Source organism: Intrasporangium zincisolvens (assembly GCF_034724055.1).
Classification (GTDB): domain Bacteria; phylum Actinomycetota; class Actinomycetes; order Actinomycetales; family Dermatophilaceae; genus Monashia; species Monashia zincisolvens.
Genome location: NZ_JAWIIL010000001.1, coordinates 73580 through 97058, shown reverse-complemented (window position 1 = coordinate 97058; position 23479 = coordinate 73580). Strand labels below are relative to the sequence as shown.

Annotated in this window: 23 protein-coding genes; 13 read left to right on the top strand and 10 right to left on the bottom strand. The window is 68.6% G+C overall.

Annotated elements, in window-relative coordinates; genetic code table 11:
- Nucleotides 1-216 precede the first annotated feature (216 nt).
- A complete protein-coding gene (locus RY076_RS00450; protein WP_323095346.1) occupies nucleotides 217-1026 on the top strand; it encodes a hypothetical protein in 810 nt (269 codons plus the stop codon).
- Nucleotides 1027-1048: 22 nt separating this feature from the next.
- Nucleotides 1049-1798, top strand: a complete 750-nt coding sequence (locus RY076_RS00445; RefSeq protein WP_323095344.1) for a sortase domain-containing protein — start codon at nucleotides 1049-1051, stop codon at nucleotides 1796-1798.
- Nucleotides 1799-1891: 93 nt separating this feature from the next.
- Here the strand turns inward: RY076_RS00445 and RY076_RS00440 are convergent, their stop codons facing one another.
- The gene (locus RY076_RS00440) at nucleotides 1892-3004 is read right to left on the bottom strand and encodes a PP2C family protein-serine/threonine phosphatase (protein WP_323095342.1); all 1113 of its coding nucleotides are present in this window, start codon (nucleotides 3002-3004) and stop codon (nucleotides 1892-1894) included.
- 203 nt (nucleotides 3005-3207) lie between these two features.
- Complete coding sequence (locus RY076_RS00435; RefSeq protein WP_323095341.1) at nucleotides 3208-3732, bottom strand: VOC family protein; 525 nt, start codon at nucleotides 3730-3732, stop codon at nucleotides 3208-3210.
- 93 nt (nucleotides 3733-3825) lie between these two features.
- Here RY076_RS00435 and RY076_RS00430 point away from each other — a divergent pair, with 93 nt between their 5' ends.
- The 3 genes from RY076_RS00430 (at nucleotide 3826) to RY076_RS00420 (ending at nucleotide 7564) form a co-directional block, all read left to right on the top strand.
- Entirely contained in the window at nucleotides 3826-4773 is a 948-nt protein-coding gene (locus RY076_RS00430) for a helix-turn-helix transcriptional regulator (RefSeq protein ID WP_323095340.1), read from the top strand.
- 89 nt (nucleotides 4774-4862) lie between these two features.
- Nucleotides 4863-6761, top strand: coding sequence for a glycoside hydrolase family 15 protein (locus tag RY076_RS00425; RefSeq protein ID WP_323095338.1), 1899 nt, complete (start codon nucleotides 4863-4865; stop codon nucleotides 6759-6761).
- Nucleotides 6762-6877: 116 nt separating this feature from the next.
- Nucleotides 6878-7564, top strand: a complete 687-nt coding sequence (locus tag RY076_RS00420) for a GOLPH3/VPS74 family protein (protein WP_323095336.1) — start codon at nucleotides 6878-6880, stop codon at nucleotides 7562-7564.
- A gap of 111 nt (nucleotides 7565-7675) precedes the next feature.
- On the opposite strand, the gene RY076_RS00415 is transcribed toward RY076_RS00420, so the two are convergent.
- The 4 genes from RY076_RS00415 to RY076_RS00400 form a co-directional block, all read right to left on the bottom strand.
- Nucleotides 7676-8152 carry a hypothetical protein gene (locus RY076_RS00415; RefSeq protein WP_323095335.1) on the bottom strand — a complete coding sequence of 159 codons (477 nt, stop codon included), beginning with the start codon at nucleotides 8150-8152 and terminating at the stop codon, nucleotides 7676-7678.
- A gap of 164 nt (nucleotides 8153-8316) precedes the next feature.
- Complete coding sequence (locus RY076_RS00410; RefSeq protein WP_323095333.1) at nucleotides 8317-9585, bottom strand: hypothetical protein; 1269 nt, start codon at nucleotides 9583-9585, stop codon at nucleotides 8317-8319.
- A gap of 116 nt (nucleotides 9586-9701) precedes the next feature.
- Nucleotides 9702-10490: an ABC transporter ATP-binding protein gene (locus RY076_RS00405; protein WP_323095331.1), complete on the bottom strand. Its 789-nt coding sequence runs from the start codon at nucleotides 10488-10490 to the stop codon at nucleotides 9702-9704.
- Nucleotides 10466-10729: a hypothetical protein gene (locus RY076_RS00400; RefSeq protein ID WP_323095330.1), complete on the bottom strand. Its 264-nt coding sequence runs from the start codon at nucleotides 10727-10729 to the stop codon at nucleotides 10466-10468. Before RY076_RS00400 ends, RY076_RS00405 begins: the two co-directional genes overlap by 25 nt.
- Before the next feature lie 298 nt (nucleotides 10730-11027).
- Here RY076_RS00400 and RY076_RS00395 point away from each other — a divergent pair, with 298 nt between their 5' ends.
- Nucleotides 11028-11282 (top strand): Crp/Fnr family transcriptional regulator, encoded by a 255-nt coding sequence (locus tag RY076_RS00395; protein WP_323095329.1) that lies wholly within the window; start codon nucleotides 11028-11030, stop codon nucleotides 11280-11282.
- Nucleotides 11283-12372: 1090 nt separating this feature from the next.
- Here the strand turns inward: RY076_RS00395 and RY076_RS00390 are convergent.
- Nucleotides 12373-13563: a TRAFAC clade GTPase domain-containing protein gene (locus RY076_RS00390; protein ID WP_323095328.1), complete on the bottom strand. Its 1191-nt coding sequence runs from the start codon at nucleotides 13561-13563 to the stop codon at nucleotides 12373-12375.
- A 497-nt stretch (nucleotides 13564-14060) separates the two neighbouring features.
- Here RY076_RS00390 and RY076_RS00385 point away from each other — a divergent pair, with 497 nt between their 5' ends.
- From RY076_RS00385 to cysM, 3 genes are all read left to right on the top strand, one after another.
- Complete coding sequence (locus RY076_RS00385) at nucleotides 14061-14882, top strand: polysaccharide deacetylase family protein (RefSeq protein ID WP_323095326.1); 822 nt, start codon at nucleotides 14061-14063, stop codon at nucleotides 14880-14882.
- A gap of 154 nt (nucleotides 14883-15036) precedes the next feature.
- Nucleotides 15037-15465, top strand: coding sequence for a DUF898 family protein (locus RY076_RS00380; RefSeq protein WP_323095324.1), 429 nt, complete (start codon nucleotides 15037-15039; stop codon nucleotides 15463-15465).
- A 196-nt stretch (nucleotides 15466-15661) separates the two neighbouring features.
- Nucleotides 15662-16549: a cysteine synthase CysM gene (gene cysM / locus RY076_RS00375; protein WP_323095322.1), complete on the top strand. Its 888-nt coding sequence runs from the start codon at nucleotides 15662-15664 to the stop codon at nucleotides 16547-16549.
- 133 nt (nucleotides 16550-16682) lie between these two features.
- Here the strand turns inward: cysM and RY076_RS00370 are convergent, their stop codons facing one another.
- Nucleotides 16683-17060 carry a VOC family protein gene (locus tag RY076_RS00370; RefSeq protein WP_323095320.1) on the bottom strand — a complete coding sequence of 126 codons (378 nt, stop codon included), beginning with the start codon at nucleotides 17058-17060 and terminating at the stop codon, nucleotides 16683-16685.
- Nucleotides 17061-17400: 340 nt separating this feature from the next.
- Here RY076_RS00370 and RY076_RS00365 point away from each other — a divergent pair, with 340 nt between their 5' ends.
- The 4 genes from RY076_RS00365 (at nucleotide 17401) to RY076_RS00350 (ending at nucleotide 20854) form a co-directional block, all read left to right on the top strand.
- Complete coding sequence (locus RY076_RS00365; protein ID WP_323095318.1) at nucleotides 17401-18381, top strand: DUF6454 family protein; 981 nt, start codon at nucleotides 17401-17403, stop codon at nucleotides 18379-18381.
- A gap of 486 nt (nucleotides 18382-18867) precedes the next feature.
- A complete protein-coding gene (locus RY076_RS00360; protein ID WP_323095316.1) occupies nucleotides 18868-19146 on the top strand; it encodes a hypothetical protein in 279 nt (92 codons plus the stop codon).
- Between the two features lie 17 nt (nucleotides 19147-19163).
- The gene (locus RY076_RS00355; protein WP_323095315.1) at nucleotides 19164-19754 is read left to right on the top strand and encodes a MarR family winged helix-turn-helix transcriptional regulator; all 591 of its coding nucleotides are present in this window, start codon (nucleotides 19164-19166) and stop codon (nucleotides 19752-19754) included.
- The gene (locus tag RY076_RS00350) at nucleotides 19751-20854 is read left to right on the top strand and encodes an MBL fold metallo-hydrolase (RefSeq protein WP_323095314.1); all 1104 of its coding nucleotides are present in this window, start codon (nucleotides 19751-19753) and stop codon (nucleotides 20852-20854) included. The genes RY076_RS00355 and RY076_RS00350 overlap by 4 nt, the downstream gene beginning before the upstream one ends.
- 133 nt (nucleotides 20855-20987) lie before the next feature.
- On the opposite strand, the gene RY076_RS00345 is transcribed toward RY076_RS00350, so the two are convergent.
- Both RY076_RS00345 and RY076_RS00340 read right to left on the bottom strand, forming a co-directional pair.
- Nucleotides 20988-21659 carry a response regulator gene (locus RY076_RS00345; protein ID WP_323095313.1) on the bottom strand — a complete coding sequence of 224 codons (672 nt, stop codon included), beginning with the start codon at nucleotides 21657-21659 and terminating at the stop codon, nucleotides 20988-20990.
- On the bottom strand, nucleotides 21656-23194 hold the full coding sequence (locus tag RY076_RS00340) for a sensor histidine kinase (protein ID WP_323095312.1): 1539 nt from the start codon (nucleotides 23192-23194) through the stop codon (nucleotides 21656-21658). The genes RY076_RS00345 and RY076_RS00340 overlap by 4 nt, the downstream gene beginning before the upstream one ends.
- Between the last annotated feature and the right edge of the window lie 285 nt (nucleotides 23195-23479).

The window sequence follows — 23479 nt, the reverse complement described above, 5'->3', positions numbered from 1 at the left end:
GGGGCCCCCCCCCCGGGGGGCCCCCACCGCTCGCCCACTCCGACCGGCACGCGCCGCTCCGGTCACGGCACGGGCTCGAGCGCATTTGGCTTGAGGGGGATTCCAATCCGGCCGGGCGCACGCAGCGAACCCCCCGACGGAGACGGTCGACGACGACCCCCGTCTGAAGCAGAGCAGGATGGACGGCTGTGTCTCCTCGTCAAGGAGGAAGAACAGATGCGCACCAGCACCACTCGCACCCGCACCACCCGGATCGCCGGCGCCAGCCTCGCCGCCGCTGCCGCCATGGCCCTCTCGGTCGGTCCCGCGTTCGCGGCCGACGGATGGGTGAGCGCCAACCTGCGGCCGGTGCCCGGCAGCGAGGTCTCCGGGTCCGGCACCGCGCAGGTGACGGTGACCGGCAACACGATCAAGGTCGAGATGGCCGCCAGTGGCCTGCTCCCCGACCAGCCGCACGCGGCCCACATCCACTTCGCCGCGGCGGCCCGCCACGAGTGCCCGAGCATCAAGGACGACACGAACGGCGACGGCACGATCAACACGACCGAGGGCGGCCCGGCCTACGGCGACATCGTCGTGTCGCTGACCAAGACCGGCGACACGAGCCCGAAGAGCGGTCTCGCGGTCGACCGTTTCAGCACCGCTCCCGGCGGCAACATCAGCTACGAGCGCGGCAGCATCAAGGTCTCCGACGGCGTGGCCGAGGCCATCACCAAGGGCCAGTCCGTCGTCGTGATCCACGGCGTCGACCACAACCACGACGGCAAGTACTCCGGCAAGACCAAGAGCGACCTCGACCCGAAGCTGCCCACCGAGGCGACCGACCCGGCCCTGTGCGGTGCCCTGCACGTCGCCCCCGCCGGCGGCATGCACACCGGTGGTGGCCTGAGCAGCACGACGAACACCAACGGGATGCTGCTGGCCGTCGGTGGCGTCGCACTGCTCGCCGCGGCCGGATCCGGCGCGTTCGCCACGCGTCGCACCACCCGTCGCACCGCCCACCGCGCCGCCGGCTCGCGCGGCTGAGCCGCCCCGACCGGACCGTCCCGTGAACGAACCCGCACGCCCATCGCCGGCCGCCGGCCGCCGTGTCACCCCCGGTGTCGCGGTGGCCCTGGCGGCGACGGCCGTCCTGCTCGTCGTGGGAGTCGTCGCGCTCGTCCTCGGCCTTCGGGGATCACCGGCGGGCACGGGAACGTCGGGCACGTCGGGTCTGCCGCCCTCCGCGGCCGGCCCGGCGGTCCCCGGCGGCCCCGCCCCTTCCGATGCCCCGACCACCAGCGATGCCCCACGGACGGGCGTCGGCGGCAGGTCCGCCACGACGGCGCCAGGTGCCCTCGCCGCGTCTGCACCGACGTCCCTGGAGATCCCGTCGATCGGGGTCCGGTCGCGCACCTTCGTGCCGCTCACCGTGCAGCGCGACGGGACGATCTCGGTGCCCGGCACCGCCCAGGAGATCGGGCTCTACGACGCCGGCCCCACACCCGGCGAGCTCGGACCCTCCGTCCTCGCCGCCCATGTCGACACTCCCGCCGGCGTCCCGGGCATCTTCGCGCAGCTGCGTCGGGTCAAGGCCGGCGACGTCGTGCGGATCAACCGTCACGACGGCTCCCGCCTCACCTTCACCGTCGACAGGGTCGCCGCGTACAAGAAGACAGCCTTCCCGACCGACCTCGTCTACAAGAGCGACTTCCGGCGCGCCGAGATCCGGCTCGTCACCTGTGGCGGGCCCACCGACAGGCGAAACGAGTACCGCGACAACGTCATCGTCTTCGCCCGGCTGAGCCACATCGGCTGACCCGACCGACGCGTGCGGGCTGTCGCCAGGACGAAGCTCGGCACCGGCGTGGGCTCCCGAGGCGATGTCGCCGCGGGGCGGTGGACCCGCCCGTCAGGCCCTGCTGGTCGACGCGTCCGGCACGCGCACGGCGGTGGCGCTCGAGTCGTTGGTCAGCAGGAGCAACGCGAGGTCGTCGTTGAACTGTCCGGCGTGGGCACGCACGCGGTCCAGGAGCTGGTCCAGGCACTCGTTCGGATTCCCTTGGCGCAGAGCCGCTTCGATGGAGGCGCGCGGTAGGAAACCACCGGCCCTGTTGCGGGCCTCGACGAGCCCGTCGGTGTAGAGCAGGAGCCGGTCGGAGGCGTTCCACGGGTGCGTCGTGACGTGGTCCGCCGGCCCGATCCCGAGGGGCAGGCAGGGGTGCACGGGTAGCTCGCGGACGACGGTGCCGGACACGTGCAGCGGTGCCGGGTGACCGGCCGAGACGACCGTCACGCTGCCCGCGTCGGTGATCTCGACGAAGACGGCCGTGGCGTATCGCTCCGCGTCCCAGAACGGGGTGACGTACTCGTGGACGCGCCGGGCCGCGGACAGCAGGTCGGGTTCGCTGGCCCCGTACTGGCGGAACGCGCGGATCACACGCGCGGCCTGGGTGACGGCGCCGATGCCCTTGCCGCTGACATCGCCCAGGACGAGGCGCAGGCGGCCACCGTCCGCGACGAAGTCGAAGAAGTCGCCCCCGATCTGCGCGGTGCGAGTCGCCGAGTGGTAGCGAGTCGCGAGGCGGACCGGCCCGACCTGCTCGGGCAGCACGGGAAGCAGCGCCTCCTGCGCCACGCCGGCGATGCGGCGCGAGTCGCGCAGGTCGGCCTCCCGGCTCGCCCTGACCACGGCCACCAGCACCGACAACGCACCGACCAGGACGACATCGGCGACCCGGATGCAGTACTGGACATCGACGTCGTTCCACAGGCCGGACGCGGCCGCGACGACCACCGCTGCGACAGCGAAACCCGCGGTGGACCGCGGCGTCAGCGCGGACGACGCCAACAGCGGCGCCAGGCCGAGCAGCACCGTCAGCACCGCCACCCGTGAGTCGATCGCCACGTCGGACAGCGACGTCACGACCAACAGGGCGGCGCTGGCCAAGCCGATGGCCCGGGGCGATCGCCAGAGGTCGGTGCGCGCGGCCTCGGGAGCGGTGGGGATCGAGCGGAGGTCCAACGGTCGGCCCGGCCCTTCCACCCTCGGGCCCAGGCCCACGAATCTGACCTCGCATTCTTACGCGGCGCCCTCGCCGCCGCCGGCGATTGCGCAAACCCACGCGAACCAGAGCCCGGAGCTGCACTCAGCCGGGGGTGCGTCCTCGACATCGCGAGCCGGGACGACGGGTCGGAGAAGGCGGAGGAGGCGGCGAAGGCGGCGGCTCAGCGGACCACGGCGCTGCTGCGTCCCCGTGCTCGACCGCTGAGCTCGGCGTCGAGCGTCTCCTGGGCGACGCGCATCTGCTCCGCGTACACCGGGTCCTGCAGGCGCTGCCACATCACGTCCTCGGGGACGTCCTCGACCTGGCTCACGACCCACCAGATGTTGCCGAACGGATCTTTGATGCGGCCCCCGCGTTGACCGAATGCGCTGTCGGCCAGCTCGGTCACCACCGTCGCGCCGGCGGCGGCCGCCCTGACGAACGTGTCGTCCGCATTCGGCACGAACACGCGCAGCAGGCTCGGCATGACCGGCCACTCCGGGCGGCGGTCGAAGGCCAGCACGACGGTGTCGCCGACACGGGTTTCACCGTGGCCGACTGATCCGTCCTCGAGGGTCACACGGGCGAGCTCCTCGCCCGCGAACACTTCGGTGACGAAGTCGAGGAAGGCCCCGGTGTCGTCGGTGACGACCCAGGCCGAGACGTCGGTGTAGCCGGCCGGGGCGGACTGGTGCTGGTCCGACATGGTGGGTTCCTTTCGGGTGGGTTGCGCTGACGTGGGCGACCCTAGAACCGAAGTAGGACGATTCGTGTCCTAGTTCTGCTCGATGATGGAGGCATGGTCGCAACCACGGCACGTCTTCTCACCCTGCTGTCGCTGCTGCAGACTCCGCGCACCTGGTCAGGCAGCGAGCTCGCCCAACGGCTGGAGGTCACCCAACGCACCATCCGGCGCGACATCGACGGGCTGCGGGAGATGGGCTATCCCGTCGTGGCAGACCTCGGCGTCCACGGCGGGTACCGCCTGGTCGCCGGCGCGTCGATGCCGCCCCTGCTGCTGGAGGACGACGAGGCCGTCGCGGTCGCGCTCGGGCTGCGCACCATCGCTGTCCACGGGCTTCCCGGGCTCGAGGACGCGGGTGTCCGCGCCCTCGCGAAGCTGACCCAGGCGCTGCCGTCCCGACTGCGCCACCGCGTCCGTGCGCTGGGCGGGAGCGTCATGAGCTGGAGCTATCCCGTCGGCGCGCCCGTCGATCCCGACGTGCTGACGGTCCTGTCCGCAGCCATCGCGAACCGGGAGCGAGTCCGCTTGGAGTACGAGCGCCGGGACGGTGCCCGCGGTCCCAGAGACGTCGAACCGCACCAGCTGGTCAGCGTGCGACAGCGCTGGTACCTCGTGGCCTTCGACCTCGATCGAGACGCGTGGCGCACTTTCCGCGCGGACCGGGTCAGCGCACCACGCGCCACGGGAGTGCCGGCCCGTCACGAGCTGCCGGACCCCGACGTGCTGACGCATCTGCAGCGGACCGAGCAGGCGATGGCGCCCACGCATCGAGCCACCATCACGCTGCGCCTACCCATCGCCGTCGCCACGGAGCGGCTGCGTGACCACCTCGGCGACGGCCAGCTCGTCGCGGAGGGGGAGGATGCCCGATGGCACACCGCGTCCGACACCGTGGAATGGCTCGCGCTGCGACTGCTCGCGCTGAACTGCCGCTTCGTCGTCCACGACCCTCCCGAGCTCCGCACCCACCTCGACGGCATCCACGAGCACACCCGCCCCTGAATGCGTGCGAGACGTTCCGCGTCGACCCATCTGCCCGGCCGCGGGTCGACGCTCTTGTCCGCGTCCGCGCGTCGGTGGACTCTGAGGTCATGGACGGATCGGTCGAGGTGCCGGCGCAGACTCCACCCGACGGGCACGGGAAGACGGTGCCCATCGCCGACTACGGCTTCCTGTCGGACGGCGAGGTGACGGCGCTCGTCGCGCCGGGGGGCGACATCGACTGGATGTGTGTGCCCCGGCTGGACTCCCCGAGCATGTTCGGGGCCCTGCTCGGGCGGCACGCGGGACGCTTCCGGCTGGGGCCGTCCGACGTCAGCGTGCCGACAGCGCGGCGGTACCTGCCGGGCACGAACATCCTCGAGACGAGCTGGGGCACCTCGACGGGATGGATCATCGTGCGCGACGTCCTGCTCATCGGTCCGTGGCACCACGACGAGGGCGTGTCGGAGAAGCACCACCGCACGCCCATGGACTACGACGCCGAGCACACCCTGCTGCGGACGGTCCGCTGCGTGTCGGGCGAGGTCCAGACGGTGATGGCGTGCGAGCCGGTGCTCGACTACGGGCGCACGCCGGTGCGGTGGGACTACGGCAAGGCCGGCTACCACGAAGGGTGGGGCAACGCCGAGGGCGCGGGAGTGACGCTGCACCTCACCACCGACTTCCGTCTCGGGTTCGAGGGCGGTCAGGCCACCGCCCGGACCCTGCTGAAGGAGGGGGACGAGCGGTTCGTCGCCGTGTCGTGGGGTGCGGTGCCGCCGCCGATGACCAGTGCGCAGGCGCACGATCGCCTGGAGTGGACGGCGCACCACTGGCAGCACTGGCTCGGGCGGGGCCGCTTCCCCGACCATCCGTGGCGCACCTACCTCCAGCGAAGTGCTCTGACCCTCAAGGGACTGACGTACAGCCCCAGCGGTGCGGTCGCTGCTGCCGCGACGACGTCGCTGCCGGAAACCATTGGCGGGCAACGGAACTACGACTACCGCTACACGTGGATCCGGGATGCGACGTTCGCGCTGTGGGGGCTCTACTCCCTCGGGTTCGACTGGGAGGCCGTGGACTTCTTCTCGTTCATCGCCGACGTGGCCGAGCGGGACGACGACCTGCAGATCATGTACGGGATCGGTGGGGAGCGGGACCTGCCGGAGTCGACGCTCGACCACCTGCCCGGGTACGCCGCGTCGCGACCCGTGCGCGTCGGCAACGCGGCGCACAGCCAGGTGCAGCACGACGTGTGGGGCGCACTGCTCGACTCGGTCTACCTGCACTCGAAGGTGGCCGACCACCTCGACGGGCGCATCTGGCCGATCCTGGGCAAGCAGGTGGAGGCGGCGCTGAAGCACTGGCGTGAGCCGGACGCCGGCATCTGGGAGGTGCGCGGGGACCTCAGGCACTTCACGTCGTCGAAGATCATGTGCTGGGTCGCCGTCGACCGCGGAGCACGCCTGGCCTCGATGATCGGCCACGACTCGCAGGCCGCCGAGTGGCAGATGGCCGCCGAGGAGATCAAGGAGGACATCCTCGCCCACGGCGTCGACGCCCGCGGGGTGCTCGTGCAGCACTACGACACCGACGCCCTGGACGCGTCGCTGCTGCTCGCGCCGCTGGTGCGGTTCCTGCCGGCCGACGACGCCCGGATCAGGGCGACCGTGCTGGCGATCGCGGACGAGCTCACCGTGGACGGACTGGTGCTGCGCTACCGCGTCGACGAGACCGATGACGGCTTCACCGGCGAGGAGGGCACCTTCACGATCTGCTCCTTCTGGCTGGTGTCAGCGCTGGCGGAGATCGGCGAGACGAGACGGGCGCACGAGCTCTGCGCGAAGCTGCTCTCGTTCGCGGGCCCGCTCGAGCTGTACGGCGAGGAGATCGACCCGCACACCGGACGCCACCTCGGCAACTTCCCCCAGGCGTTCACCCACCTGGCACTGATCAATGCGGTGATGCACGTGATCGCCACGGAAGAGACGCCGGACCAGGACATGTGAGCGCGGGCGGGCACGCGTCAGGTGGCCCCGGCGTCCCCGGGGCTCGGCGGGTGCCCCTGTGGTGAAGGGGCCAATGGCTCTGGTGCCGGCGGGGGCGGGCGACGACGATCGCAAGCATGTTGATCGCGGAAGACCTCCTGTTGCTGCTCACCGATGACGACACAGGCCGGCTGGTCGCCTCCGGCACCTTGACGGACATCGCGCTCGGAGGTGCCCTGCTGGTCGAGCTCGCGCTGGCCCACCGCGTCGAGGTCGAAGGCACCGCCGGTCGACACCGTCACGACCGTCTCGTCGTCCGCGACCGCACCCCCACAGGAGACGACGTCCTGGACGCGGCGCTGGCGACGGTCAGCCGGGAGGAGGGCAAGAAGCCCCAGTCGGCCCTGACCGCCTTGTCCAAGGGCACTCGGGCTCGGTTGTACGAGCGACTCGTCGACGCGGGAGTGCTGCGCGCCGCGAACGGCCGCGTGCTCGGCGTCATCCCGACGCACCGATGGCCGTCCCAGGACGTCCGCCACGAGACGGACGTGCAGGGTGAGCTCGTCGTGAGCCTGCGCCGAGGAACAGCGACGGACGCGCGGACCGGTGCGCTCATCGCGCTGCTGTCCGCGCTCGGGGCGGTCCCCAAGGTGGTCGACCCCGTCGAGGTCGGCGTATCCAGGCGCGAGCTGAAGGAACGCGCGGCCCGGATCGCGGAGGGCGACTGGGCGGCCGAGGCCGTCCGGGCAGCCATCAGCAGCCTGATGGCGGCCATCGTCGCCGCGAGCGCATCGGCTGCAGTGGTCGCCGGCAGCGCCTCCTGACGCGGCCGGTCCCGCCGTGCCAAGACTTTCGGCGCACGCTGTCACCTCTCTCGCGGTCGAGGCGAACTGGTTCCTGGGTGACCTCGCGCGCGGCCACTGCCCGCGTGTTCGTCATGCGAGTCCTCGCGTGCGCCACCGGGTCGCGAGTGTGAGAGACCCGGCTGCGAGGAGGAGGAGGGCGGATGGTGCAGCCGTTGCGATGGGCTTGACCGACCACGCCCAGACGCTGAGCTCGCCGAAGCCGCTGGCACCGATGACAGAGAGCATCAGCAGGTAGGCCAAGGGCACCAGCCAGCCGAGCTGGCCGAAGGCCGTTGCGCCCAGAAGCATCATCCCCATGGAGCCGAGGTACGTGGCGAGGACGCGGGGTACCTCTTCGAGCGAGACGTTTGGCTGGATCGCGAGCAGTCCACAGACACATGCGGTTACGACGCTGATGGTCAGCGCGTGCCACCGCCGGGCGGGCCGCGCCGCCGTGGCCTCCATGGTTGCTGCCGCGCTGAAACACAGAGGTGTGGCGATGATGGCCAGCAGGATGGGTTCGATCAGGTAGAGCGGCAGGCGCACCGGCTCGTCGGCTGTGATCATGCCTACGGGGAGGCTCAGGACCGGCAGTGCGGCGAAGAGTGCCGCGACCGCCACGGCAGCGGCCAGCGCCTCGGGTGCGTGTACTCCCCGAGCGAGCATCAGTGGACCTGAGCTCCACAGTCGACGAAGGCCCGACCGGTTGGAGCTGCGGGTTTGCTCGCCGGTCATGAAGCCGGCACCGGTGGCGGTTGGGCGCAGCTGACCTCGGCCTTGGCTGCGGCGTTCATCCATGCGTCCTGTTCAGGGACGCTCAGTTGTCTGAGGGCTGGGTAGGCGACCGAGTCTGCGCCAAAAGTGGATGGGACGCCGAGGCGTTCGCTCAGGATGGCGGGGATGGCCCGTGCGGCATCCGAGCCGCCGATGACGGCCCCGTCCGCACCGATGCACGTGGGACCAGGCTGTGGTGCCGATGCGGTGACGAGGGCGGCCAGGGCTTCCTCGCGCGAGGGAACCGGTGTGGTGAAGGCACTGACTTCGACGGCGGGACGCCCGAGAGCGCGGGGCACGCCCGGCTCGGCCAGCGTCGTCGGGATGAAAGCCAGTCCAGCGGTGGCGCGGGCGAAGGCGCTCGCGGCGTCGGCAACTGCGGGGAGGGTGTCGGCATGGTCGGCCCAGGCGCAGTAGGACGGGCCGGGGCCGTTGGTGCAAACGACGGGGTCGCCGGCACCGCGGACGGTGGCGAACTGCTCGCCGGGGGCCACCTGCGGAACCAGCACGAGCGCAGCAGAGATGGCTGCGAGGGTCGCGGCGCCGGCCACCGAGACACGGCTCGGGCGCACCCCAGCCCAGCGTCGTCCTGCACCGAGCACCAGCAGGGCGGCGACGCACATCAGCCACGCGGACGCGGTCAGGGTGCGGGTGGGGGCCTCGCGCATCAGCGGGTCCCACAGCTGCTGGACGATGGGATAGAGCCGGCCCCACGTCCGTTCCCCGCCCTCGACGTACACGGGCGTCGCCGCCCCGGCGTACAGGACGACGATCGTGACGACCGGCGCGGCCCGGCGCGGCAGCCACGCCCCAAGGGCGGCCCCGGCGGCGACCTGCATGCCGAGCACTGCAGCGGTCATGACGACCAGGCCCCATGGTGGCGTCCCGGCATGGACGACGGCGGACCGCCCCAGGGCAGCGGCAAGCACCAGAAGGAAGCCAATTGTGGCGATCAGCCAGATGGGCGCGACTGCGCGCAGCACGATGCGGGCGCCGTTGACCGTGGCGGTGTTCTCCATCGGGTGCAGACCGGCCGCTTGCGAACGACCTGCCTGCCAGGCGGCGACCGCACCAGCGACGATGCCGATGACGATGCACGCGTAGGTGTGCACCTTCAGCGTCGTGTTCTGCCAGTAGCCGACCCACTGGACGTCCGAGGAGGCCAGCCGCAGGCACCCGATGACCGTCAAGGCGGCGATGGGCAGCAGCGCTGGGCTGGTCCGCACCTCCGTGGCCGCAACTCGCCGCCACTGCCCGACGCGAGCGGACGCACGACGCCCAACTGGCACAGCAGGCTTCGGGTCGCGCGAGTTGCTCTGTGGCACTGACGTCGTCGGTGACGTCATGTCTGTGCGCCCAGGACTCGGAGGTAGGCCTGCTCGAGGGCGACCCCGGACAGCTCGGCGTCGGGGCCGCCACCGACGAGGTCGCGCGTCGGTGCATCAGCGACGAGCCGACCCTGCTGCAGGATCACGACGCGCTCGCAGACGGCGGCGATGTCCTCGGCGAGGTGCGAGGACAGGATGGTCACCTGCTGGGGGTGACGCTGCTGCAGGTCTCGCAGGATGCCGCGGAAGATGTCGCGTTGCTCGATGTCGAGGCCGTTGGTGGGCTCGTCCAGAACCAACACGCGCGGCTCGTGCACCGTGGCGCAGGCGATGCCGACGCGCTGGGCCATTCCCCCGGACAACGACTTCATCTTCGCGTCCTGACGGTCGACCAGACGCACCATCTCCAACGCGCGGTCGACAGCGGTCGGTACGGACAGCGGGTTCATGGCATGGAGCCAGGCGGCGTACTCGACGAACTCACGCACCCGGAAGCTTCCGAAGTACCCGAACTTCTGCGGAAGCAGGCCGAGCGAGGCACGCAGTGCTGAACTGCCCGCTTGCCCTGCAGCGGCCGGGCGTCCACCGAACAGCACCTCGCCCTCGGTGGGACGCAGCAAGCCGGTCAAGACCGCCATCAAGGTGGACTTGCCGGCACCGTTGTGCCCGAGCAGACCCGTAACGCCCGGCGTGAACTCGACGGTGACGTCGCGAAGCGCCTCCGTCCGCGCGAAACGGACGGAGACGCCACGTGCGACAAGCGCATCTGTCATGACGCTCAGGGCGTGCGGGCCTGGAACCACCCGGCGTGGCTCGGGTTCTCGGCAACGGTCCACGCGCCTCGGTTGTAGTACCCCTCGCCGCTGGAGGCGGTGAAGGAGCTGGTGCACGCCGTCGCCGCGTTGTACGTCGTGGACACGCTGCGCTGGATCGTGTCGGGCGCGAAGTCGATGTCGCGCCAGATCTGCACCACGTAGCTCGCCAACGTGGAGGAGTTGCTGATGTCTCCACATGCGTACAGCGATCCCGAACGCGTGTACACGCCAGACGTCTTCGACCCCGAGCTGGCCGTCGTGAACGTGGTGTACGGGCCGTAAACCGCCGCGGCTTGCGCCACGGCCGGAGTGGCCACCACTGCGGCAGCCGCGATCAAACCGACCGCAGTCTTCTTTCCAAGTCTCACCGTCATGCTCCTAGCGTCATTGCCAGCCCCTGTTGGCGGCTCACGAAATGTAGCGCAGTGCCCGTTCGAGCGCCGACTAACTGAAAGCCAAGCCCCCTGTCGAATCTGGCTGCCCTGCAAGGCGATTGGCGAGTGGCTGCCGTTATCTCCGGGCTGCGTGTTCCTGCAACTTTCCAGCAAGGACGGTCGTGAGGTGCGCACCCTCGGCCCCGGTGACTACTTCGGCGAGATCAGCATGATCGACGGGCGACCCCGATCCGCGACCGTCACCGCACTCGAGGCCATGAGGTTGATGGCCATTCCCCACCAAGACTTCGAGGCAGTGGTCGACGCGGATCCCGAGGTCGCCCGGCACCTTCTCAAAACCCTCTGCGCGCGTCTGTGCGAGGCTGAGGCAAGAGCCTTCGGCTGATCTCGGTGCGAACCTGGGAGACATCCCTACGCGAACCGATCTGCCGCCCTCAGAAGTCGGCACGCGGCGGTGTGAGGCACCTTCCTGATAGCCCTCCGCGAGCGTCAGGTCCCGGCTGATCGTCGCCCCGAATGGCAGCGGTAGTGTCGAGCTCGAAGCGATTGCTCGATCGCCGCGCGGGTCAAGGCGATGGCGTTGGGTCAGGATCTCTTACGCAGGCGGTGCACCGAGATGGACGGGCTTCTAGTAGGGCTTTCTTGGTTGTTCTGGTTCGCCCCATACATTCTGTCTGCGGCCCTAACGACAGCTGCGGTCATCCAATGGCGGCACGAGGCGCTTCGCTTGTATGTGCCAGCGCTTGTGTTCGTCGTCGCGCTGACGCTGTGGCCTGCCATCGTCCACGAGGTGCTGTTGCCGCCCGCGATCGCCAGCGTCGCGGCACTTACGGTCCAGGCTGCCAGTCGCGCGCGATATGCCCTGCTTGCGGACGCTCCAACGTGGAATGAGTCGACCGCGGCGTCTGCACGGCCCGCAGCCTGAGAACTGCCGAGTCGAGACCATGTTCACGACACCTGACACGCGGCGATGTCACGCGGGCGGTCGGCCCCGTCCCGATGTTGGCCACACGCTCGCGGATTTGCATTGCCAAGCGAAATGAGATTGCCCTTCGGCAGCGGTCTCAGCTGAGAGCCCAGAAGCGCCGACCCGGGCTACATGCCGAAGTGAAGGTCGGCGACTGAGGGTGGGCGGTCGGCATCCCAGATTCGGGCATAGGCAGTTGCTACGCGAGGCCAGACCTGGCGGAGGCCGTCTTCGACCGACAGGATCTCCTGGGCCGGCTCTCCGAGCAGGACAAATTCGTGCGGTATGACTCGGCCTGCTGCATCCCTGCGGCCCAATGGATCGGGAAATCGCAGAGCGACCTTCTCGGCGAAGCGGCGACACATTGCCGGCTCGTTCTCAAACCCCGCGAAAAGCTCTTCGTAGGCGGATAGGGGGTCGGGCAGCTGCCCGTCGAGTAGGAACCGGAATCCCCAGGAAAGTCCCCTGGTAGCCCAAATGAGCCCCTCGGGCGGCTTAGCGTCAGGGCTCACTTGCGGCTCCGGATGAGGAGCTTGTCCGTGACGCCCTGGTCGAGGTCCAACTTGAACTGAGTCAGTGAGGCACTTAGATAGTCGTGGTTCTCACGGGCCCGAGCGTTCATCTGCTTAAGTTGCTCCCCGCCCATCTTGGCGGCCGCAATGAGGGCCGGGAGCGCGGCCTTGCTCGCGATGGGCCCGACCACGGGCAACTTGGCCACGAGCTTGTCGACGCCGAATGACTTTCCGGCCGTAAGGGCCACGGCCAGGGTCTCGGCGCCGTCCGCCAGGGTCTCCAAAACCTTCCTGGGGATCTCCATGCGCTCGTTCCATTGGACTCGACGCTCGAGGGGGAGCAACGAGGCCACGGGCAGGATGAGGTCGAGCCCGACCCGCTGCGTCACGTCGATCTGCAGCGGCTCGGGGGCGGTCGAGGAAAGTTCAAACTTGGCCGAGGAGAGCAGCATGAAGTCTTCGCCGACCGACAGGGCTTCAGGTGTCTCCACCAGATCCTGGAGCGTCGCGCGGAGCGCCTCGATGTGCTCTGCGGCCTTGCCGATAAGGAGGTCTCGGAACGAGTAGATGTCCCAGTCTGGGAACAGATCGGCCTTCGAGAGCGCCAGGACCCAGATGCGCGGGAACTCGACCAATCGGTCTTGATCGGCCAGCAAGTCCTCCTTGAGGCGCAGCAAACCTTGGCGGAAGTTTGTCAGGAGCGACTTGATGTACCGCTCCTCCTCGCCCTGGTAGTCCATCAGCTTCTGACCATCGACCAGGAAGAGCGCCACGTCGGATCTCAGCAAGGACCGGAAGGTGTCCACACGGCGACCAGCCTCCTCTTCGCTGGCCGGTGACTCTTGGAACCATTCCCCGGGGTAGTCGTGCCAAGCGATCCGCAAGGCATCGAAGGGCCGCCTCTTCCCAACGGCGTTATCGCCGCCCTTGAGTTTCACTGAGAAGTAGTAGGTCGTGGCAGCGAATCGAGTAGGCATCGGGGCCGTCGCATGGTCTCTCATGCCGAGGTAGTTCTGGTACAGCCGGTTGCCCTGACCCGTGTCGTCGGCGACGAGGTCCCACAGGTCGTTCGAGTACGAGCCCTCCTGCGTTGGTCCGAAGAAGGACGAAACCAGCACGGTCTTCCCGGAGCCACTTTCCCCGAACACGGCGACGTGCTGCTCTCGGACTCTGGGGTATTTCGGCATGGCGGGAACGTACCTCACCGCAAGCGGACCGCGGATGCGGGGAAGCGCCGAAATGGGGCGCGGACTCGGGCGCGGTTCTGGACTCCGTCGGCCTGCGGCGAACGGGGCCGAGCGGTGGCGCGCTCAATCGGAGCCCACTTGGGGACGAGCGGCAGGGGGTCGCCGAGGCGACGCCCGACATCCGAGACAGTAGCGTCCGGCGTTGAACATGAGCAGTGCGTGGGCAGGTCGGCATGGGCGCGAAACGCGGCGGATAGACCCATGTGACGTCTCGCATCTGCATGGAGCGATTCCTGGCCGGAAGTCGTCGGCGACGGTTCGGTCCTCGCCCTGCTGTGACGGGCAGGGACGCAGTAAGACGATTTGGGCGTTTTCCCATCCGCTGGGCTCTTGGACTGACATAGTCGGCGCGGCCGTCGGCTAAACGAACCGGCTTAGCAGAGCTGCCGCCGTGGGCGACGGCGCACAAGGCAGCACTACAGGGGAGATCCGCCAGTATGACCGTCATCGACATTCGACGTGCTGGGACGCATACCGCCCGCGCCGTTGCCGCGTTCGCGACCACGACCGCTCTGTTGTCCATCCTCGTGACAACCGGTCATGGCACCGCGGCCGAAGCTGCGACCACCTGCAACACGTCGCTGGCCGGCACGAGTACGCGGACTGCGCCCGGGACCGGCAAGACGGTCGCGCTCACCTTCGACGACTCGAGGCCGGAGTACATGCCGGCGGTCCTGGCGGTGCTGCGCAAGTACAACGTGCGCGCCACCTTCTTCAACGTCGGCAAGTACGACGCCCGTATGCCCGCGGTGCTCAAGTCCGCTGCCGCGCAGGGGCACCTGATCGAGCCGCACACGTGGGACCACGCCTATCCGACTGCGGCCAATGGCTTCTGGGCCGTGTCGTACCTGAACAACCAGATCAAGACGACCGCCGCCCAGCAGCGCGCCCTCACCGGGAAGCCGACCTGCTTCTTCCGGCCCCCGGGCGGCCACATGAACAACGTCGACGCGGCCACCAAGCTGAACAACATGCGCACCGTCCTGTGGAGCGTCGACACCCAGGACTGGTCACAGCCGCCCTACCTGTCCGCGACAGCTCAGGCCGCGATCCTGAAGAAGGGCACCGACCTGCGCTACGCGAACCCCTCGCACCCGATCGTGCTCATGCACGCCGGCAAGGCATCCAGCGAGCCGGAGAGCAAGGTCTCCTCCTTCCGTGGCAACACCGTCGCCGCGCTCCCGAAGATCATCGCCTGGTACAAGGCACGCGGCTATCGCTTCGTCGCGATGGACGGCACCTCCGGGCTTATCCGCTAACGGGCCAGCACAGCCCTGCCAATGCCCAGTGCGAGTGGCGCCGCCCGCGTCGGCGAGCTTGTCCTGCCCGTCGCAACCCAACGCAGAAAGTCCTGCCGCCGGACGCCCTTGGTGGCATCAGCACGGCAGGCGAAGTGCAGGAAGGCACGAACCAATGTCATACAACTCCGGACGTTTTCGCTTTGACGGCGGCGCTGGGACCTACCTCGGCACAGCCATCCTCGGGGTCTTCATCACGGTCGCGACCTTCGGGATCTGCTACCCGTTCGCGCTGGTGCTCAATGAGCGGTGGCGCGCGAAGCACTCGTACATCGACGGACAACGCCTGATCTTTACCGGCACAGCAGTCGGCCTGTTCGGGACCTGGATCAAATGGCTGGCCCTGACCATCATCACCTTCGGCGTCTACCTGTTCTGGGTCGGCCCTCGCATCGTCCAATGGAAGTGGGAGCACACGGACTTCGACCCCACGACGCGCTTGACCCAATCTCAGGGGCCAACCGTCAACGTGAACCTGGGCCAGCCGGCGCCCCCACCAGCCGCATGTCGTAGCGCCAACAGCGGACTGCCCGAACATGGGTGACCACGCACTGCGCGCTAGCGGCGGTTAGACGCAGGTTCACGTCGGGCAGGGGTGTGAACGGCCTCCCGGACCTACGTCATCCGCGCGGACCTCTCTGTGCTCGGTGGGTGCGTGCGGGGCGTGCAGTCGGCTGCGTTTGTTCAGCGGCCACCGCCTTAGACTCGGGCGTGTGAGCAACCCTCCGGCGTACCCCACGATGGAGGACGTCATCGGTGACACCCCTCTGGTGCGTCTGCAGCGCCTGCCGGGGCCGGAGAACGAACGCCGCGGCAACGTGCTGCTCGCCAAGCTCGAGGGGAACAACCCGGCCGGCTCGGTCAAGGACCGGCCGGCGATCAGCATGATCCGGGGCGCGGAGGCGCGAGGGGAGATATCCCCCGGCGACACTCTGCTGGAAGCCACATCGGGCAACACCGGGATCGGCTTGGCGATGGCGGCGGCGATCAGCGGCTACCCACTGGTCATCGTGATGCCCGAGGACGCCTCCACCGAGCGGATCCAGACGATGAAGGCGTACGGAGCCGACCTGGTCCTCACCCCGGCAAGTGGCGGCATGGAAGAGGCCCGCGACGTCGTCGCGCGGATGGAGCGGGAGGGCCGCGGCCGGGTCCTGGACCAGTTCGGCAACCCGGACAACCCCCGTGCCCACGAGGAAGGGACGGGCCCGGAGCTGTGGCGCCAGACCGACGGACGGATCACACACTTCGTGTCCGCGATGGGCACCACCGGCACGATCACCGGGGTCTCGCGGTTCCTGAAGTCGCGCAACCCCAGTGTCCAGATCGTCGGGGCACAACCCGCGGAGGGCTCGAAGATCCCCGGGATCCGCGCCTGGCCACCGGCGTACGTGCCCAAGATCTTCGACCCCTCGGCGGTGGACCGGACCGTGGAGGTCACCCAGACCGACGCCGAGGAGACGGCCCGCCAGCTGGCCCGCCAAGAAGGCATCTTCGGAGGTATCTCGGCGGGCGGCGCTTGCTGGACCGCCCTGCAAGTGGCCCAGGAGGTCGAGGGGGCGACGATCGTCTTCGTCGTCTGCGACCGCGGCGACCGGTACCTCTCCAGCGGCGTGTTCCCCGCCTGAGTGTTTCCGCTGACGCCCGGAGACAGCCGTCGAGGGTGGGACCGGCCCTCTCCGCGCCCCTACCGCACGACTGCAATGCAAGCGGCGACAAGACGCGGCGATCGCCGCCGGTGTCCCAACGGCTGCAACGGTGTTACTGCGTGGGTGGGTGTTCTGCCACGCAGAAAAGGTTGCCCTCGGGGTCGGCCAGGGTTGTCCACCGCACGTGGGGATGTTCGTCGAGGACGTCCCATTGCTTCATTGCACCACCGGCGACCAGTCGGTCGACCTCCTGGCTTCGCGCTCCCCAGGGCACGGTTAGGTCCAGGTGGATCGTGAGACGTTCAGGGCGTGGCGCGGTCAGTGGCTGGAAGAACATCGCGAAGCCACCCGGGCCCGCTGGTGGGAGGTAGACAGAATCGCCATTGGCGATTGGTGTGCTGCCCATGACGGTTGCCCAGAACTTCGCCAACGATGTTGGGTTCTCGGCTTCGATGTTGATGGATCCGAGGGTGATCCGGGGCGTGTCCACCTGCTCGACACTAGTGACTGCTGTTCCGTGCATACCGGGCAGGCCCGGTGTCCCGAACCAGGGTGATGCCAAGGTCACTCGTCCGACGGTCGTCCAGGACGCGACAGTCACCGCGCAGGACTTGCGTCTCCGCCCATGAGGATCCGGAGCGCACCACCAATCCGTGGAAACAGCCGCGGCGGAGTGTCGCACACGAACGACCCTCGAGTCAGTGGGAGTTCTGTGCTGGCTTTGGCTCCCTCTGCCGTTCAGACGGCATCGGGCCCAGCGCCTCCCGGAGTTCACCCGACCTCCATAGCGTCGGTCGGCGACAGGGACCAACCACACCCGAGAGGTTCCCATGAAGTGCATCCGTACCCACGCCTACGCGCTGACCGCAGCCGTTGCAGTCACGCTCACCGGCGCCGCCGTAGCGACCGCCCACACCATCGAAAGTGCCGACAGCCACAGCACCGACACCGCCCTTGCCGACACCTTCGACAAGGTCGACCGCAACACTGCCTGGCAGCTGACGTCCAAGCTCAAGCTCAACTTCCCGACCTACCACACCGAAGGCATCGCCTTCACCCCCGAGCACATCTTCCTGTCCGCCGTCCAGATCACCGAACCCACCGTCAAGTACCCGACGCCCCAAGGCGGCTACGACCGCACCGCCGGCAAGGGCATCGGGCACCTGTTCGTCATGGACCTGCACGGCAACCTGCAGAAGGACATCACCCTCGGCGAGGGCGACATGTACCACCCCGGCGGCATCGACTTCGACGGCACCAACGTCTGGGTACCGGTCGCCCAGTACCGCCCGAACTCGAGCGCCATCATCTACCGCGTCGACGCCCAGACCCTGGACGTCCACAAGCAGTTCGAGGTCAAGGACCACTTCGGCGGCATCGTCATGGACAAGCAGACCGGACACCTCGTCGGCAACACCTGGGGCTCGCGGCGCTTCGCCGAATGGAACCTGAAGGGCACCCAGCTCAAGACCTGGGACAACCCCAACTTCTTCATCGACTACCAGGACTGCCAGTACGTCCCCAACAGCAAGATGCTCTGCGCGGGAGTCACCAACCTGCCGCAGACCCCCAGCGCTGGCGGAACCACAGCGACCTACGAACTCGGGGGCATGGCCATGCTCGACCTCACCTCGCAGCAGGTCGCCCGCGAGGTCCCGTTCCAGAAGTGGTCCACCGCCGGACACGTCGCCACGCGTAACCCGTTCAAGATGACCGCAGACGGCAACCACTTGACCATGCGCGTCGCACCCGACAACGGTGACGAAGGCAACGGGACCGAGATCCTGACCTACCAGGCCACCGTGAACTGACCCCTCCCCTCGACCCGGCGCCATCCACGCCTGTGGCGTCGGGTCGAGCTGGCGTCACGCGTCCGGCCGCCGACACTCGGACGGGGTGGCACCTCGATGTGCAGCTGCCCCCTCGAGAGCGTGGCGGCATCGGCGACCCGCTCGGCCAGGTTCCACAAGGGCTCTCTGCGCGGCACCATTCTGAACCGCCCCGGTATGCCGGGCGGCTTGGACCCTGGGTACGTCGAGGGATGTCGGCGGACACGTCCACGTCCACCGACGATGTCCCTCTGACACGGCTGTGGTCCGATCTGATGGTTGGGACGCAGCACCGCCGGCGACGCGGCAATGCGAGGCCGACGCTGTTCTCCGCGGCCCGCCACCCGCGCGAGCGATCACGTTGCCAGAGCGCCCGATTTGCCTCTTGACCAGGTTCCCGCCACCGGAGTACTCCTTAGAGATCTAAAGATCGGAACTCTAAGGAGTCCACGGACCACGGAGGTTGAGATGACGGCAACACTGCTCGTGCGCCACACCGTCGACAGCTACGACGACTGGAAGCACGCCTTCGACGGCCATGAGGCGACCCGCCGCCAGCATGGCGCAACCGGCCATCGGGTACTGCACGACGGCAACCAGGTGACCGTCCTGATCGACTTCCCCGACCGCGGGTCGGCCGAGGAGTTCGCTTCGGATTCCGCTCTGCCCGAAGCGATGCGCAAGGGCGGCGTGACGGGTTCGCCCGAGATCGCATATCTCGACTCGTCCGAGCAGCTCAGCTATTGAGCAGGTCCACGGCCGACGTGCCCCCGGCCGACCGGGGGCACGAGCCGACTGCCAGGGTCGACCGCCGCGCGTTCGCGCGCGAGTTCCCGTCCGGCGATGCATCGGCCACCGAGTGCGCGCAAAACCTGATGCTCACCTCGAGCAGGTTCACTGATGCAGACACTCGGGCGCTGCGTCGGCACGGCCTGTCCCCCGCGGCGCGGATCCTCCTCGCCACCGTAGAAGGTGCCGGCGAGCCGCTGCCCGCGAACGTGCTCAGCGAACGACTGCTCGTCAGTGGCGCGAGCATCACCTCGCTGGTCGACACCCTGGAACGCCGGGGCCTGGTCCGGCGGGTGCGGCCGAGCCACGATCGCCGGGTGGTGCTCATCGAACTGACCGAAGCGGCCCAGCCCGTGATCGACGCGTATCTGGCCGAGGTGACTGCGCTGCACGCGGCAGAGTTCTCGATCTTCACCGCCGAAGAGCGGGAGCAGCTGACCGATCTGCTCGCCCGTCTGTCGGCACATCTCACGACTCTTGACCTCGAATCAATCACCGCAGCGGCGAAACCCCGCAGGACATCGCGCCGGGCCAGGTCGCGCCAGCGGAAAGGAACACCCCCATGACTGACATCCCGCACCCGACGACACAGCCCAGCCGGCGTGGCTTTCTCGCACGCGCCGCGTTCGGGGCAGCAGCGCCAGCCGCAGCAGCCATTCTCGGCCCGGCACTGGTCCCGGCGAGTGCCATTCGCGCAGACGCGGCCTCGGCCGGAGACCTGCCGTCGTTCGAGCCCGTTCCGCCGAGTGCCCTCGGTCCGGCGCTGAACGCGAATGGCTACTTCGTCGGCCCGATCAAGGACAACCTCTATTGGGTGACGGACGGCTTCTACCAGTCGATGTTCCTCGCCACCGCGCACGGCGTGGTCGTCGTGGACGCGCCTCCCACCATCGGACACAACCTGCTGCGGGCAATCAAGCACGTCACCAGCACGACGGGTACACCGTCCACCGTGACCCACCTGGTGTACTCACACTTCCATGCCGACCACATCGGGGCGTCCTCGATCTTCGGCGACAACGTGGTCCGCGTCGGACATGAGCAAACCCGACGACTACTGCTCGAGGCCGGCGACCCGAACCGTCCGGCCCCGAAGCTGACGTTCAAACACCAGCACGTCCTCGAGTTCGGCACCGATCGGCTCGAACTGGCCTACCACGGGCCGAACCACACGCCGGACAACATCTTCATCTACGCGCCGAAGCAACGCACGCTGATGGTGGTCGACGTCTTCTTTCCGGGCTGGGCGCCGTTCAAGAACCTGGCTGTCTCACAGAACATTCCGGGCTGGGTGCGCGCACACGACACCGCCATGAACTACGGCTGGACCACCCTCGTCGGCGGTCACCTCGGCCGCCTCGGAGTCCGCGCCGACGGCGACCTGCAGCGACAGTACATCCGGGATCTGGACGCAAGCACCAAGCAGACGTTGGCATCCCTCGACCCCACTCCGTTCTTCCAGAAGTACGGGCCGGCCGGCAACGCCTGGGCGATCTTCAAGACCTATCTCGACGCGGCCGCTCAGCAAGCAGCGGCCCCCATCGTCGACAAGTACCTCGGCAAGCTGGCAGGAGCCGACGTCTTCACCGTCGACAACGCGTACGCGCTGTTCGAGTCACTGCGCGTCGACGCCGGCGCACTGGGACCATTCGGGATCAGGCCCTAGAGACCGGTGCGCCACCACGAGAACATGTGCTCGCACGGAACGAACGGCGCGACGGGCTCTGAAGGCTCTGCCATCGAGTGAGCGCCGGCAGCGACATGAACCGCCTGGTTGGAAGCGAAGCGCCGATTCCTTCTCAGCGGTGCACCCAGGAGTAGTGATGTTCCGGCCGGCCTGCCGAGCCGTAGGACAGGGCGATGGTCACGCGCCCTGCTTGCGCTAGGTCGGACAGGTATCGCTGCGCCGTTACGCGGGATACGCCGATTGCTTGCGCTACCTGCGATGCGGTCAGCGGCCCTGAGGCAGAAGCCAACAGATCCCTGATCAGCCCCGCTGTCGTCTCCGAGCCGCCACGTCGAGGCGGGGGTTCCGACCCTGCTCCGCCCCGCATCTGCGTGAGCGCCCGATCGATGTCGGCCTGTTCCACCGGCCGGTTTCCGACCAGGCCGGCGCGGGTTCTGGCAAACGCGCGGACCCGGTCGACGAGCAGGTCCAGGTCGAAGGGTTTGAGGATGTAGTTGACCGCTCCGGCTGACAGCGCTCGCCGCACGGTGGCGGTGTCGTTGGCAGCGGTGACCACGATGACAGGGGCACCGAGGCGGCCGAGCAGGGACGAGCCGGGCGCGTCGGGCAGGAACTCGTCGAGGATGACGAGGTCGGGGTGACGGCTCTGTGCCATGCGCAGGGCCTCCGCGGCGGTGCGCGCCTGCCCGATGACCTGGCAGTCGGGCATTGCGTCGATGGCGTCCGAGTGCAGGCGGGCGACCCGGAAGTCGTCGTCGACCACGAGCACTCGCAAGGTGGTCATGAGGCCCCTCCCGGACCTTCGATGACGTCCTCCAGACGGGCGGTGAACGCGGCACCGTGGCCATGCGAACCTGGGTCGACAAGTTCGACGTCACCGCCGTGCCGACGCGCCGTGCGCTGGGCCAGCGACAGTCCCAGCCCATGGCGTCGGCGGTCCTGCACAGTGAGTGCGCGCGTCGTGAAACCCGGCTGGAAGATCGTCTTGCTGTCCCTTGGTGCGATCCCCGGGCCGGAGTCGACAACATGGACCACCAACGCCGCACCATCGGACACGAGCGTCACCTCGACCCATCGTCGGTCAGGGTCCGACCCTTCGGAAGGCTCAGGTTCGTCGACCGCACGGATCGCGTTGTCGACGAGATTCGCCACGACCGTGACGCAGTCCAAGGGATGGTGCAGCCGACCCTCCACCCACGTGGTGTCACCCACTCGCAGCAGCACGCCGGCCTCGGAGGCGATTGCCGCTTTCGCGGTGAGGAGTCCCGCAAGGTACGGGTCGGTGATCAGCTCTCCCCAGGTCGTCGCCGAGTGCAGCTGCAGGAGATAGTCCCGGGCCTGCGCCACATGGCCGAGGTGAAGCATGCCGGCGACCGTGTGGATGCGGTTCGTGTACTCGTGGGCCTGCGCACGCAGCGCGTCGGTGAGTGCCCGAGTGGCCTCCAGCTCGCGGGAGAGGTCATCGAGGTCGGACTGGTCACGAAGCACGAGAACCGAGCCGAGGTCGCGGCCGTCGCGCATCACCGGCAGCCGGGTCGCGGTGACCGTGTTGTCTCCGACCGCGACCAGCTCACCTCGAGGGCCGTCGGCGCGACTCACCAGCTCGAGCACCTCGGCCGGCAGGCCCGCGTCCGTGGCCTTGACGCCGTTGACGGGAACCACACCGAGGATTCGATGCGCCTCGTCGTTGGTCGCGGTCACCGTGCCGTCCGCGTCGAGCGCCATGACCCCGTCCCTGACTCCGGAGAGCAGCGCCTGCTGACCTCGGAGTAGGTCGGCCATCTCCGCCGGCTCGAGGCCATGCGTCGACCGTCGTAGCCGCCGGGCCAACAGGTAGGCCCCGGCGATGCCGAGCACGAGTACCGCACCACCGGCAAGAACCAGGCCGCGGGTGATCGCCCACACGCTGTCGTTCACCCGACTCATGCCCAGCCCGACACTGACCACGCCGACAACACGGCCCGCGTCGTCGTGCAGTGGGACTCGCCCCCGCGCCGCCGAGCCGTCGGCCTCGTCCTCGACCGCCATGGTCTCGGCGCCGGCGAGGACGGCTCGAAGGTCGGCGCGCACCTTCCCTCCGACCAGCCGGGCATCCGGATGGCTGTACCGGATGCCTTGCCCGTCGATAAGAATCACCGACTGGGCGTTCGTGCCGACCCGGACGCTTTCGGCCTCCCTCTGGACGGGGCCGGTGGGCGATGGAGTCGTTGACTCGAGCCATGTCGCGTACCGCCCGTCGAGCGCGACGGCACGGGCGATCGTCAGGGCCCGGATCTCGAACTGGCGTTGCACGATGCCGCGCACGATGTAGGCGGCCACGACAACAGACAGCAGGAGTGTGGCTGTCACCAGTGCGGTGACGAGAAGGACCACTTGGGCGCGCAGGGGTAGCGGCCACCGACCGGGCGCCCTGAACGTCGTCGTCCGGCGCTCATCACCAGGCATCGTCGGGACGCGCTGCACAGCCGCACCCTAACCGCGAGGTACTCGGGCACGGCAGGCCCACCAACGATGAGCTTTATGAACTCAACGCCGCCAAACTATGCATTCTTGTTCGCCAGCAGACGCATTCCTACGTTTTGGGTCTCCACCACCGCTCAACGA